The sequence below is a fragment of the Cohnella hashimotonis genome (assembly GCF_030014955.1).
GTDB lineage: Bacteria > Bacillota > Bacilli > Paenibacillales > Paenibacillaceae > Cohnella > Cohnella hashimotonis.
This window is the reverse complement of the sequence record NZ_JAGRPV010000001.1, coordinates 5531030-5545101: the sequence shown is the minus strand read 5'-3', so window position 1 is coordinate 5545101 and position 14072 is coordinate 5531030. Positions and strand designations below refer to the sequence as shown.

11 protein-coding genes are annotated in these 14072 nt (G+C 58.2%); 10 read left to right on the top strand and 1 reads right to left on the bottom strand.

What is annotated here, in order from left to right; translation table 11 throughout:
- The first annotated feature begins 126 nt into the window (after nucleotides 1-126).
- Entirely contained in the window at nucleotides 127-1173 is a 1047-nt protein-coding gene (locus tag KB449_RS22455; protein WP_282910479.1) for a DJ-1/PfpI family protein, read from the top strand.
- A gap of 91 nt (nucleotides 1174-1264) precedes the next feature.
- Here the strand turns inward: KB449_RS22455 and KB449_RS22450 are convergent, their stop codons facing one another.
- Nucleotides 1265-2752, bottom strand: a complete 1488-nt coding sequence (locus tag KB449_RS22450; protein WP_282910478.1) for an MDR family MFS transporter — start codon at nucleotides 2750-2752, stop codon at nucleotides 1265-1267.
- Between the two features lie 172 nt (nucleotides 2753-2924).
- On the opposite strand from KB449_RS22450, the gene KB449_RS22445 reads away from it, so the two are divergent.
- The 9 genes from KB449_RS22445 to KB449_RS22405 all read left to right on the top strand — a co-directional run bounded on the left by KB449_RS22445 (nucleotide 2925) and on the right by KB449_RS22405 (nucleotide 13959).
- Nucleotides 2925-3821, top strand: a complete 897-nt coding sequence (locus KB449_RS22445; RefSeq protein WP_282910477.1) for a TetR/AcrR family transcriptional regulator — start codon at nucleotides 2925-2927, stop codon at nucleotides 3819-3821.
- A gap of 121 nt (nucleotides 3822-3942) precedes the next feature.
- Entirely contained in the window at nucleotides 3943-4683 is a 741-nt protein-coding gene (locus tag KB449_RS22440) for a phytanoyl-CoA dioxygenase family protein (protein ID WP_282910476.1), read from the top strand.
- A gap of 90 nt (nucleotides 4684-4773) precedes the next feature.
- The gene (locus KB449_RS22435) at nucleotides 4774-5631 is read left to right on the top strand and encodes an AraC family transcriptional regulator (protein WP_282910475.1); all 858 of its coding nucleotides are present in this window, start codon (nucleotides 4774-4776) and stop codon (nucleotides 5629-5631) included.
- A 407-nt stretch (nucleotides 5632-6038) separates the two neighbouring features.
- Nucleotides 6039-6332, top strand: a complete 294-nt coding sequence (locus tag KB449_RS22430; RefSeq protein ID WP_282912887.1) for a hypothetical protein — start codon at nucleotides 6039-6041, stop codon at nucleotides 6330-6332.
- 417 nt (nucleotides 6333-6749) lie between these two features.
- Entirely contained in the window at nucleotides 6750-8960 is a 2211-nt protein-coding gene (locus KB449_RS22425; protein ID WP_282910474.1) for a helix-turn-helix domain-containing protein, read from the top strand.
- Nucleotides 8961-9254: 294 nt separating this feature from the next.
- Nucleotides 9255-10811: an extracellular solute-binding protein gene (locus tag KB449_RS22420; RefSeq protein ID WP_282910473.1), complete on the top strand. Its 1557-nt coding sequence runs from the start codon at nucleotides 9255-9257 to the stop codon at nucleotides 10809-10811.
- A gap of 77 nt (nucleotides 10812-10888) precedes the next feature.
- Nucleotides 10889-11797, top strand: a complete 909-nt coding sequence (locus KB449_RS22415) for an ABC transporter permease (RefSeq protein WP_282910472.1) — start codon at nucleotides 10889-10891, stop codon at nucleotides 11795-11797.
- The gene (locus KB449_RS22410) at nucleotides 11791-12663 is read left to right on the top strand and encodes a carbohydrate ABC transporter permease (protein WP_282910471.1); all 873 of its coding nucleotides are present in this window, start codon (nucleotides 11791-11793) and stop codon (nucleotides 12661-12663) included. The genes KB449_RS22415 and KB449_RS22410 overlap by 7 nt, the downstream gene beginning before the upstream one ends.
- Before the next feature lie 27 nt (nucleotides 12664-12690).
- Nucleotides 12691-13959: a Gfo/Idh/MocA family protein gene (locus tag KB449_RS22405; RefSeq protein WP_282910470.1), complete on the top strand. Its 1269-nt coding sequence runs from the start codon at nucleotides 12691-12693 to the stop codon at nucleotides 13957-13959.
- The last annotated feature ends 113 nt before the right edge of the window (nucleotides 13960-14072 follow it).

Genomic DNA, 14072 nt, shown 5'->3' with positions numbered 1-14072 from the left:
GCTTTGTGATGAATCGTTAATCGTTCTGTGACGATTAAGCATCCAAGATCGAGAGAATCTGCCGGTATCATTTTTCTTAAAGGGAGCGGCGAATGTGAAGCCGACCGATAAGGAGAGGATTTATCGATGCTCGACGTACAGGTGGTGCTGTTTGACGGTTTTGATCTGATGGATGCCATTGCGGCGTACGAGGTGTTTTTGGCCGCGGAAATGTATGCTCCCGGTACGCTTAACGTAAAGCTGGTCACTGCCGAAGGGGCCAGAGCCGTGCCGAGCGGCATTAGCGGATTAAAAATCGAGGCGAGCGGAAAGCTCGATCCCGAACGGCCCGGCATTATACTCGTACCCGGCGCGTCCGGCGATGTCACGGGAGACGGGCCCGACTCGGTTCCGGCTATTCTGAATCGCGCGATGAACACGGCGTTAACGGACATGATGAGGGAGGCATTGGGAAAAAAGGATGTCGTCGTAGCGGCGGTATGCGGAGGTTCGTTGATTCTGGCTATGGGGGGACTGCTCGAAGGACGGCATGCCGTCACTAATCATATGGGCATGGCCCTGCTCGGTGCGACCGGAGCGATCGCCATACCGGCGAGAGTCGTGGACGACGGCGATCTGGTGACCGGCGGGGGCGTCACTTCGGGGCTTGACGTTGCCCTGCATCTGGTCGAGCGCGAGCTCGGGCCGCAGATCGCGCTTGCGGTGGAGCGGCTGTTCGAGTACGAAAAAAGGGGGACGGTCTGGAGAGCGCTCGGCAACGCGCCGAGAACGAATGCCATCTCCCAGCCGGATAAAGACAGCGATAAGGTTTTGAACGACGAGCGGAGGGACGTCGCTCCGACGGACACGGCTGCGGGCGCATCCGCATCCGCATTTGCAGGGGAATGGGCTATCACGATCGCGACCCCGGTCGGCAAGATGGCCGTCAAGCTGCTGATTTTGGCCGCAAACGGAAAGCTGGAAGGTACGGCAACGCAGGGAGATGAGAAAAGCGAGCTGCTTAACCTTGCGCTTGAGGGCCATATCCTCCGTTGGTCGCAGCGAATCACGAAGCCAATGCGGTTGAATCTAGCGTTCGAGGTGAGCGTCTCCGGCGATCGGATGACCGGCATCGTAAGAGCCGGATTTCTGCCGGCTTCCAGGCTGTCAGGTACACGGACGGCATCGTACTAACAAGAGGGCGTTATTGAACGCCGTTTGCTCGCAAAATAAAGCAGCCGATCTCGCGGATCGGCTGCTTCTTTTGATGAACGGGCGCTCGGGATCAGTGTCCCGCGAGCATGCTCTCCTCCGCCCGCGTATCGCTTGCGCCGCTCTTCTGCGCGGCCGGCTTGACGCGGCGTATGAACAGGCTGAGCACGAAGCCGGCAATCGCGAAGCCCGAGGTCAGCAGGAACGTGTCGCCGAACGCGCCGACGACCGCTTCGAGCGGGTTGGGACCTTTGTAGGCTGCCAAAACCTTGTCGCTGTGGGTAGACAAGTAACCCGTCAGACCGGCAACCGCGAAGGAAACGATGACCTGCTGGGCCGAGTTGGTCAGCGGCGTGACGCGATTCACCAATTCTTTGGGCGCCGTATTGAGGATGTAAGTGTTCATCGTCATCATCGACAGCCCCATGCCGCAGCCGAGCAGGAACAGGTTGAGCATAATAACGTACAGCGGACGATCAAGCGTGATCTGCGACATGATGAGCAGCGCCGCGGAGATGAACACCGTGCCGGTGATGACGATCGGACGCGCGCCGAACCGGTCGAACAGGCGGCCGCCGATCGGCATGCCGAGCATGGAGCCAAGCGCCTGCGGGAGCAGGATGAGGCCGGTCTCCAGCGGCGTATAGCCCTTGGCCTGCTGAAGCATGAGCGGGAACAGGATGATGGAGCCGAACAGCGCTGCATAGAGGATCCAAGACAAGATAATGCCTTGCGTGAAGGCGAAGCTCTTGAATACGCGCAGCTCCAGCAGCGGCTGACGATGTCTCAGCTCGACGAAGATGAAGAGCAGGAGCGCTACGCCGCCGACGATCAGGCCGGTCAACGTACGGGAGGAGCCCCAGTCCGTGCCGCCCTCGCTGACGCCGAACGCCAGCATGGCGAATGCGATCGGGCCGAGTATCATGCCGAGGATGTCGAGTGCCGGCGGCTTGCCGCGTTCGAACGCGGGCAGGTAGCGCCACGCGACGATCACGGCGGCGACGCCGATCGGCAGGTTGATCAGGAAGATCCAGTGCCACGAGACGTACTCGACAAAGTAGCCGGACAGCACGGGTCCCAGAGCCGGAGCGAGCAGGATCGGAATGCCGAGCATCCCCATGACCGCGCCTCGCCTCTCGGGCGGCGAGATGCGGAAGACGAGCGCCATGCCGATTGGCGCGACCATGCCGCCGCCGATGCCCTGGATGACGCGGAAGACGACGAGCTGTTCCGTGTTCGTCGCCAGTGCGCAGAGCGCGGAGCCGAGCGTGAACATCACGATCGTCGCGATGAAGACGCGCTTGGAACCGAATTTGTCGGTCAACCAGCCTGCGAGGGGGATGACGGCCGACAGAGCGAGCGTATAGCCGGTGACGGCCCACTGCAGATGATGCAGCGTCGTGCCGAAGTCGTCGACCAGCGTCGGAATCGCGTTGTTGACGACGGTCGTGTCAAGGATAACCATAAACATGCCGATAATAACGGCGAGGAGCGGCGGCAGCAGTTTGAGCAGCGAGAAGGGCGCTGCCACGTCAGGCGAGGCCGAACGCGAATTTGCCATGTTGATTCCATCCTTTCCAAAATGAAGGACCTGAACCTTGACGGAAGCGTGATTTTCCGTTAACGTTCTGACTATACAGTTTTAACAAAAACCGAACAGTCACTAAAAGGCTACAGGCCTATTTGTATCGCGTTGAGCAATCTTTGTCAATCCTTATTTTTCGGGAGGGCCTATGAGTATTCTTAAAAACAAAATCGTGGAGTCGGCCGAGCGGATGTTCGCGGAGAAGGGCTACGAGTCGACATCCATCCAGGATATCGCGGACGACTGCAGCATCGCCAAGGGCTCGCTGTACAAGTTTTTTCCGTCCAAGGAGGACTTGTACATCGAGATCATGGAAGTGCATTTTACGCGCATTATGGAGGAATCCGAGCGGATTCGCGAGCGCACGTCGCTGTCGCCGCGCGAGCTGTTCGTCGAGGAGATCCGCCATCAGCTCGACTACTTTTACAATCACGGCTTGTTCGTGGCCAATTCGCTCAAGGAGAAGCCGCCGATCTCGGGCGACAAGCTCGGCCCGCTTCTCTTTCGCAAGCGCGCCAGGCTGCTCAACTTTAATCGCGGCGTGCTGCAGCGTCGCTACGGAGAGAAGCTCGAGCCGCATATCTGGGATGCGGTCATGATGCTGAACGCGATGGCGAAGGAATATCTGCACCTGATGAAGACGTCTGCCAAGCCGCTCTCGATCTCCGCGCTGGCAGCGTACTTTGCCGACCGGATGGACGATCTGGTTGCGGGCTTGCTCGCGCGGAAGGCGGAGCCGATGCTCTCGGCCGACCTCATGAAGGAGTTCGAGTCCGAGCAGCCGGAGTCGCTGCGGGAAGCGATCGAGCGATGCGGCGCTCAGGTCATCGAGCAAGCGACCTCCACCATCCGCGAGCTGAGCGTGCCCAACGCGCGCAAGCGGGAGCTGGAGCAGATTGTCGGGCTGCTCCGGGAAGAAGGGGAGAAGGAGGAGCCGCGGCGCTTCCTCGTCACGGCGCTGCTGAACGAGCTGGCGACCGAGCACGAGCTCGCGCCGTATGCGGCCAGAATGCGGCGGTGGGCGGAGCAAATGCTGCAGGCTTAGGTCCGGATTTTGGGCGCATCATAAGATAAGCATACTTTTGGTTATCTTACGACGAGTACGGATATGGCGAAGCACTCTATAATCGGTACTGCAACGACCAGAACCGAGGAGGAATACGCTCATGACGCAGTCCGTATTGAACGACAACGAAGTCGCGTTTTATCGCAACGAAGGTTATTATTTGCATAAGAAGCCGCTGTTCTCCCCGGCACGCATGGCGGAGCTGACGGAGATCTTCGAGGATCAGCTCGCGCAGAAGGGCTCGAAGCTGTCCGACGAGCTCGATACGCCGCACTTTCGCGACGAACGCCTGCTCTCGTTTTTGATGAGCGACGAGGTGCTGGATTTGGTCGAGCCGATCGTCGGTCCGAATATCGGGCTATGGTCCAGCCACTTTATCTGCAAGGACCCGCACGTTGGGCGGGCCACGCCATGGCATGAAGACTCCGCTTACTGGGAAGGACGGCTCAGCTCCTACGACAAGATCGTGACCGTGTGGCTCGCGATCGACCGGAGCAACCGGGAAAACGGCTGCATGCGCGTCATTCCGGGTACCCACCGTGGCGGGTTCTCCGAGTACGAGGACATCGATACCGGACGCAACTTGTTCCCGACGCAAATCAAGGGTCAGATCGACGAAAGTAAGGCGGTCTACTTCGAGTTGGAGCCGGGGGAGTGCTCGCTCCACGATTCGCGCATCATCCACGGCGCCGAACCCAACACGAGCCCGTATAGACGGTGCGGCTATACGATGCGCTACTTTTCCACCGAAGCCCGCGTCTATCCGGAGCGCAATCCGGGCTTCAAGATCTGGCTCGCCCGCGGCAAGGATGTCGCCGGCAGCCCGTTCGTCAACGTATAAGACGTTAAGAACGATACGGCGTCAAGACGTATGAGACAGGCGGCGAGCCGCATTCAGGCGGGCTTGCGCCAGAAAACGGAGGCGTCCGGCATGACCGTCCATCGAACCCGCGAGCCCGATCGGCTCACGAATCGCGATTACATGCACCGGGCGCTTCCGTTCCGTCTGTATGTGCACGAGTTGTCGGGAGACGTCGACGTGCATTGGCACGAGTTTTTCGAGCTCGGCTTCGTCGTCTCCGGCGCGGGCGAGCATGTGCTGAACGGCCGGTCGGCCCCGCTGCGGCCCGGCACGCTGTTTTTGCTGACGCCGGCGGACTTTCACGCGATTAACAAACCATCCGGCCCGCCCTGCGTCCACTACAATCTCATCTTCTCCGACGAGGCGCTGCGCGACGAGCTTCGAGCCCTGTTGTTGGCCCCTCGCACGGACAGCCTCGTCGTTCACTTCGAAGAAGCGGATGCCGTCCGTATTCGCGCCGAGTTCGAACGTATCGAGGCGGAGCTGCGCCAAGGGCAGCGTCCGGGCGCCAGCCTGATCGTCCAAGGGACGATCGAGCGGATCCTGGTCGAGCTGATCCGGCGCGTTCCCTCCGAGCCGATCCGCCCGTCGCAGGACCATGGCTGCGACCGGGCCGTCAGACAAGCCGTCTCCTATATGCAGATTCACTTCCGCGAGCCGCTGACGCTCGAGGCGACCGCTGCGCAAGCCCATTTGTCTCCCAACTATTTCAGTCGCCGCTTCAGGGAGCTGACCGGCATGACGTACCAACGCTTCCTCCAGGATCTGCGGCTTCAGTTCGCAAGCGCTTTGCTCAAGGTGTCGCGGCTGCCCGTCACCGAGATTTGCTTCGCATCCGGCTTCAATACGCTGCCCCATTTCGAACGGGCGTTCAAAGCCGCCTTCGGCCATTCCCCCAGAGCGTATCGCAGAACGGCCGATGACTGATTCGGATTAAAATCTGTACATCTATTTTTAACCAGCCAGTGAGAGTGAATTTAGACGGAAAAAGATGTATATTTGCAGGTACTTCAGCCCTGGAGAGAGAGCAAGCTGAGATGCATCGGCCAACAAGTCGAAACTGTTCCCGGATGAGCAACCGGCAGGCGCTTTGCGGACCGTCCGGGCGATTGCCCCGACGGTTTTCTTAACTTAGGAGGAGGCGGGTTTGCGAGACACAGCAAAAAGAGTGGCTGCTGGAGCGGGACTATACAGTAGACTTTGCTGAATATGAGCTTGCCCTAGGCCGTCTATCCCGAAAGGTTCAGCGTTACTCACTTGTAACTTTGGCGGAATACGGCAATAATGGAGTATCGTCAAAAATTAGGAGTGGTCGTTTGAAAAAGCAAAAACCAATGTCCATGGAAGAATTGCTGAAAGACTTGCAGGGCCAACGTACGTTCCAAGAGGATCCGAACCATGTCTCGCTGGATAAGCTGTTCAACGATGCGTTCATGAGCAAGTACACGAACTTCGAATCGTTCCCCGCGTTTCTCGAGAAGGGCAACTTCCAGGTTTACTCCCACGAGGATATCAAGAACATTCATGAAGAGCTGTGGGAGCGGCATGTAGCCAGGGAGACCAAGTTCGCCGACTGGAAGACGATGCTCGATACGGCGAACAAAGAATACGCAGGACAAAAAGCGTAAACCTCGGCAATCGGCCTCAAGGCCCCGCGGAGTTCCCCTTCAACGCTTTTCCTTCAAGCGGGAACTCCTGCGACAGGCGACACACAACCAGTCCTTCCCATCCTTCCCTTCTTATTTATCAATTATCGATTGAATGCCGGCGAGAGCGGACGGGCCGCTGTCGTTTTATTGCGCTTTCTTCACGAAATCGTATAAAGACATAAAAAAGATTTGTCTCGAAATGCCTCGGGCTATTATGATGGACATAGGTCGTTGGCATTAGCAACGCGACATCAACGCAACTTTATCCCAACTCGTTCGTGCAAATGACATCGCTTGGCAGCTGAATCCGTTACGATGGACATAATTATTGGCAGCTCCCGCGGCAGCGTTTTCAAGACGCCCGGGCGATCAGACCAAACAGACAGGATGATCATCATGAAGCTCCAGCCGCTGCGTTATTTTCGCAATTTCTCGACAACGCTCTTCCTTCGCCTGATGGCGGGTTTCTTGAGTATCATCATTCTCCTCGTATCTCTGACCGCGTACGCGCTGTCCGTCTCCAAGAGCAATGTCCGCGAAGAAATCGTCAAGTACAATACGCTGATGCTGGACACCACGATGGAGAATTACGAGAAGCATTTCGACATTATCCGCAAGCAAATGTACCTCTTCATGTTCAGCGACCGCGTCCAGAAGCTGCAGCGCGAACCGCGCTATTCGGACTTTGGCGCGATCGTTACCGATATCCAGACGCAAGTGTCGAACTCGAATTTGTATATCGCCGACATCGTATTCTACTCCAAGTCCCATAACTTCGTCATCGACAAGTCGGCGAGCACGACGCCGGACAATCTTTTTGACGTGTTCATGGCCGGAGATCAATATCCCAAGTCCTTTTGGGACCGGCAATTCGAAGAGAACTACACCAACCGGACGTTTCCTGCGGACCGCTTTTATTCCGACGTATTTACCGGCAGGCAGGAGGTCGTAGGCGATTATATCCCCATCATCTTCAAGCGCGCGGATAACCGCGATTTTTATATGGCGGTCTTTCTTGACGCGAACCGGATGTACGAGGCGTTTCACCAGTCGCTGAACGACGACTTCATCATCTATGATTTCGAGGGACAGACGATCTTCGAGCGCTCGGACATCGGCGAATTTCCTGCGCTCGCCAGTCTCAAGTCGCGGACCGGGAACGAGTTCGTCATGGACAACCGCTATCATTTTTTCAGGACAAGCATCAGCGGAAGGACGTACATGCATCGGCTGCCCGTCGCGCAGATCGCTTCCCAGACGCGTCTTAATCTGACGCTCGTCGTGCTCGTCGTCGCGGTTGTGCTGCTCAGCCTCGTCATGGCGCTGCTGCTGGCCGCCCGCATCAACAATCCGTTCAAAAAGCTGGTCGACTCGATCCGGGGCGCGAACGACGAGGAGCCTTACCGGTCGAGTATCCGGGAGTTCGACTTGATCGGCAGCCAGCTGCAGGATAAAAACAAGCTGATGAAGCAGTGGGCGTTCATCCATTTGCTCAGGGACATCCGGGGGAGCGGCCGCGAAGCCGCGAAGCTCGAGTTTACGGACAAGCCGTTTGTGTTCGTCCTGTTCCAGGTCGTCGAGAAGAAGGGGGCGAGCTGGGACGACGGAACTTTCAGCAGCTGGCTTTATTATATGAAGGTATTTATCGAGGACAAGCTGAACCGCGTGTTCCCCGACGCGCTGACGAACCAGGTGGAATACAACCAGATTCTAAGTCTGGTGTTCATCGACCGGCTGGAGACGCTGCAAGAGCTGCTGCGCGAGATGAAGACGGTGTTCGATCAGGACAGGGACAGCGGCACGATCACGATCGCGGTCACTTCGATCTACGATCGCTCCGATCAGATCAGCGCCGCCTTCAAGGAGGTGCGGGAGCGGATCGACGATCGCGGCCTCGTCGACGAGACGCAGATCGTCTTTTCCTCTTCGAGCAGGCACGCCGAGATCGCCTTTACTCAAGAAGAGGAGGCCGAGTTCAGGGCGAACCTGCGAGAAGGCAACGGAGAGGTGCTGGAGCGGCTCATGGAGCGTTTCTTCGCGAAGCAGCGCGACCGGGAGCTGACGGCTGCCGCTTGGCTGGGATTCGCCGAGACGGTGACGGAGCGAATCCGAAGCGCGGCAGCCGATCAGCTCGGCGCGCCGGCCGCGGACGCGATCCTGAAAAATGCGGAGCAGCTCATCGAGGGATGCGTCACCGTGGAGGCGCTGGAGCTTCTGCTGCTCGATTGGATACGCCGGGCTGCGGCGGAGATCGACGGCAAAAAGGACCGCAAGGATACGGTGACCACTTTCGTCATGGACTTCGTGAACGAGCATCTGTCGGAGGAAATCTATCTCGATGCGCTTGCGGAAAAGCTGAACCTCAGCAGCGGCTACCTGTCGACTTACTTCAAGGACAAGACCGGCAAAAACTTCGTCGAGTACGTGAACGAGACGCGAATCAAAGAAGCGGCAGCCATGCTCGTAAACGGCCGTTCCAAGATCCAGGAAGTGGCGGAGGCTGTCGGCTATCGCAACATCGCGTCGTTCAACCGGATGTTCAAGAAGTATACGGGTCTTCGGCCCAGCGATTACCGGAAGAGTATGCAAGGCGCTGCGGAGGAATGAAGCGGACGGCGGCAGGAAGCGGGAATAAGCCCGTCCTGCCGCCGTTTTTGCCTGTTTGCAGCCTGTTTTTTGCCTGTTTTACGGAAAGTTAATACTTTTTTAATATGCCTCGAAAAAAGTACAATTTTTAAAGACAACCGATTATTTACCGGGCGGGCCGGAGCGCCTACGATGAGAGCAAGCCCAAGGACGGCCGGAGCACATGCCGGAGCCGGAACGAACGGCGAGCCAAACGCGCAAGGCCATATCGCAGGACAACTTAGGATTACATTATGAAAAGGACGGGGTGTCGGAATGAAATCGTTGAAATGGACATGGGCGGCCGCGGCGGCGGTCGCGCTGACCGTAAGCGGATGCGGCAACAACAATAACAATGAGCCGGCCGCAAGCTCATCTGACGCAAGCGGAGCGAGCCAGTCCGCCTCGGCAACGGCGAGCGGATCGGCGAGCGCGTCGGCTGCGCTGCCGGAGCCGGCGAAGATTCGCATCTTCACCGAGAACAACACAGCCTGGCCGCCCAAGCCGGACTGGGGCGTATGGAAGTGGGTCAAGGAAGAGACCAACATCGACGTCGAGCAGGTGCTCGCGACCGGTCCGGAATCGCTGGCCTTGGCGGTCTCTTCGGGCGACATGCCCGACGTACTGTCCGTATTCCCGAACGACGTTCAGAAGTTCGGCTCGCAAGGCGCCTTCGAAGATCTGTCCAAGCATTTGGATCAGATGCCGAACGTCAAGGCGTTCCTCGACAGCCATCCGGACGTCATGTCCCGCGTGGTGTCGCCGAACGGCGAGATTTACAGCATTATTAACGACGGCGCGGGCGAAGGCAGCCAGATGGTCTGGTTCTACCGCGACGACATCTTCAAGAAGAACAATCTCGAGGTTCCGAAGACATGGGACGAGCTGTACACGGTGGCCAAGAAGCTCAAGGAAATTTATCCCGACAGCTATCCGTTCCTGTTCCGCCACGGCCTGAGCACGCTCGATACGTTCGGCCCTTCCTTCGACATCTATCCGGAGTTCTATCAGGATCCGGCCGATCCGACCAAGATGAAGTTCGGTCTCGAAGACCCGAACGCCAAGACGATGGTCGAGTGGCTCAACAAGTTTGTGAAGGAAAAGCTCATCCCGCCGGACTGGCTGACGATGGACTACAAGGCTTGGACGCAGTTCATGTCGACCAACAAGGCGTTCGTCACCGTACAGTTCATCGGCCAGATCGAGATCATGAACAGCCAGCTGACCGACGGCCATCTGCAGTTCATGGCGCCTCCGATCGGCGCCGGCGACAAGCCTTACCTGCCGAAGGGCGGTCAAGAGGGCTACGGCCTCGCAGTCGCCTCTACGTCCAAGAACATGGATGCGGCCTTCCGCTATCTGGACTACATTTTCTCCGAGAAGGGCAAGGACATCCAGAGCTGGGGCAAGGAAGGCGAGACGTATACGGTCGTGGACGGCAAGCGCAAGTTCAACGATAACTACAAGGAAGCGAACGACCTGCGCGTCATCTCCGGCATCCAGACCGCCGCGACCTACGGCTGGTTCGACTTCAACGCCTGGCTCTCGCTGGTCAAGCCGGAAGAGCAGTACGCATACGTCGAGGCGCCGAAGTACCGGTTCCCCGTCGCCTACAGCCGTCCGAACCTGACCGCCGACGAAGCGGCCGCGCTCTCGACGTCGAACGACCAGCTGTGGAAGTTCTGGACGGGAGAAGTCACGAAGTTCATCAACGGCGACCGACCGCTCACCGAGTGGGACGCCTTCATCAAGGAGCTCGGCAAGCATGATCTCGAGAAGGTCCGCACGACTTACCAGACGGCGCTCGATCGTCAGCTCGCGAATACGAAGTAAGCAACGATAGCAAGCCGCGGGGCCGTGCGTAGACGTGCAGTGCACGGCCCCGTGCTTTTCCGGGAAGGAGTAGCGTCATGAAGCAATCGGTTTTTTACCGCATCAAGCGCAATAAAGTCTACTTGCTGCTTTTGTTACCCACGCTGCTTTACTATCTTTTGTTCCACTACGTCCCGATGTTCGGGATCGTAGTCTCCTTCATGGACTACAACCTGTTCAAGGGCGTCTGGCACAGCCCATGGGTCGGGCTCAAGCATTACCGGATGTTTCTCAGCAATCCCGACGCCTGGCTTATTGTCCGCAACACGCTCTTATTGGGTTTATATAAGTTTATTTTCGCCTTCCCGGCGCCGATCGCGCTGGCCGTTTTGTTCTACGAGATGCGCTGGAAGAAGTTCAGGAGATTCGTGCAGTCCGTCAGTTACCTGCCGTATTTCCTCTCGAGCGTCGTACTGTCCAGCGTTATGATTATGCTGCTGTCCCCGAGCACCGGCTGGATCAACAAAGCCATTCAGTCCCTCGGCTACGAGCCGATCAACTTCCTGCAGCGGCCCGAATGGTTCCGGACGATCTATATCGCGTCGGATATCTGGCAGATGACGGGTTACGGTACGATCATCTTCCTCGCCGCGCTGGCTGCCATCGATCCGCAGCTGTACGAAGCGGCCCGGATGGACGGCGCGAACCGTTGGAAGCAGACGGTACACGTGACGATACCCGGCATCATCCCGGCGATTGTCATCATGTTCATCATGAGCATCAGCGGCATTATCAATATTCCGTTCGACAAGGCGTTTTTGATCGGCAATGCGGGCAATATGGACACCGCGGATATCATCACGACCTACGTCTACCGGATCGGCATTCTCGGCGGCGGCATGAGCTACGCGACGGCGATTAATTTGTCCCTGGGTCTCGTTACCATGCTGCTCGTCTATTTAACGAATGCCGCAAGCCGCAAAGTGGGGGAAACGAGCCTATGGTAAGAACAGGGAAAATCGGCGTATTCGACGTCGTCAACTTTTTGCTGCTGCTGTTCGTCGCGATCGCCATGCTGTTCCCGTTCCTGCATATGGCTTCCGTCGCGATCAGCTCGCCGGAATATGTCGTCCGCAACGAGATCAGCTTCTTTCCGAAAGGTCTGCAGTTCAACGCCTTGCAGGCTGTGTTCGAAGACAAGCGGCTGTGGATCGGCTACCGCAATTCGATCGGCTATGTCGTACTGGGTCTCTTTATATCGATGGCTCTGACGATTACTAGCGCCTATGCGCTCTCGCGCCGGGGCCTCGTTTTCTACAAGCCGATCATGCTGTACATCGTGTTCACGATGATGTTTCACGGGGGAATGATTCCGTTCTACCTGGTCGCGCGCTCCTACGGACTCATAGACACGATCTGGGCGATGGTGCTGCCCAACGCGGTCGTTACCGTCTGGCTTATCATCATGCGGACGTTTTTCTCCGGGATGCCCGTCGAGGTCGAGGAGTCGGGCCGCATCGACGGCTTGTCGGACTTCACGGTGCTGACGCACATCGTGATGCCGCTGTCCAAGCCGGTGCTGCTGACGATCGGCATGTTCTACACGGTTGCGATCTGGAACGACTTTCAGAGCGCGCTGCTGCTCATCCGCGAACCGAACCTGTTCCCGCTGCAGCTCGTCATTCGCAATCTCGTCGTCGTCGGGCAAGCGGGCGATGTGCTGGAGGCAACGACCAAGGACGGTCACAAGGTCATTCTCGAATCGTTGAAATACGGCATCATCCTGCTCGGCTGCTTGCCCGTCCTGATCATCTATCCGTTTATTCAGAAGCACTTCGAGCAAGGCGCCATGATCGGCTCCGTCAAGGGCTGATCGATGCGTCAAAAGGAGCCGGACATCATGAAAACCGTAACGGCCGCCGTCATCGGCGCCGGAGGAAGAGGCAGAGAGTACGCCCAGTACGCGCTGGATCAGCCCGGGGAGCTGCGGATTATCGCCGTGGCGGAGCCCGACCCGATCCGGCGCGAGGCGTTCGCCGACCAGCACGGCATCGATCCGTCCAGGCGCTTCGACAGCTGGGAGGCGCTGCTCGCCGGGCCTCCCGTCGCGGATGCGGTCCTCATCTGCACGCAGGACCGGATGCACTACGAGCCCGCCGTCAAGTCGCTCGAGCTCGGCTACCACGTGCTGCTCGAAAAGCCGATGTCGAACGACCCGGGCGAATGCGCAAGGCTCGGCCAGTACGCCAAGCGCACGGACCGGGTATTCGCCATCTGTCACGTCCTTCGTTACACGCCTTTCTTTTCGACCGTCAAACGGCTGCTGGACGAAGGGCGGATCGGCGAGCCTGTCACGATCGACCTCATCGAAAACGTCGGGTACTGGCATCAGGCGCACAGCTTCGTCAGAGGCAGCTGGCGCAGAGCCGACGAGTCCAACCCGATGATCCTCGCCAAAAGCTGCCACGATCTCGACATTCTGGTGTGGCTGGCCGGCGCGGACTGCGACACGCTGTCTTCCTTCGGCGGGCTCAGGCACTTCAAGGCGGAAAACGCGCCGCCAGGCGCGCCGTACCGCTGCCTGGACGGCTGCCCGGTCAGCGACGAGTGCCCGTACTACGCGCCGGATATCTACCTGAACAACGAGGACAAGGTTTCGGAGCGGATTCTTCGCGGGGCGATCAGCCACGATACGAGCGAGGAAGGCGTGCTGGAGGCACTGCGCACCGGTCCCTACGGCAGATGCGTCTACCGCTGCGACAACGACGTCGTCGACCATCAGGTCGTCGCGATGGAATTCGCGAACGGCATCACGGCGACGTTCACGATGACCGCCTTCACGACGGACGGGGGCCGCACGCTCAAGATTATGGGCACCCGCGGACAATTGCGCGCGCACATGGCCAAGAACGCCATTGAGATTTCCGATTTTAAAACGGGACGCGTAGAGACGATCGATCTGGAATCGACCGGGCTGAACCACGGCGGCGGCGATCTGGGCATCATGCGCGACTTCACGCGGCTCGTACGAGGGGAGGGGAATGGAGCCAGCTTGTCTTCGGCCGACGTATCGGTGCAGAGCCATATGATGGCATTCGCCGCCGAGCAGTCGAGGCTCGAGCGCAAGACGATTCCGATTCGGGATTTGATCGCATCCGTAAGCGTTTAGTATCGATGGCGGCTCTCTGCGGAGAGCCGTCCTTTAGGCGATGAAAGGCAGCAAGCGCTTACAGTAATTGGGATTAAAAACGGAATCGTACAAATTCGGATCGAAAGGGATGA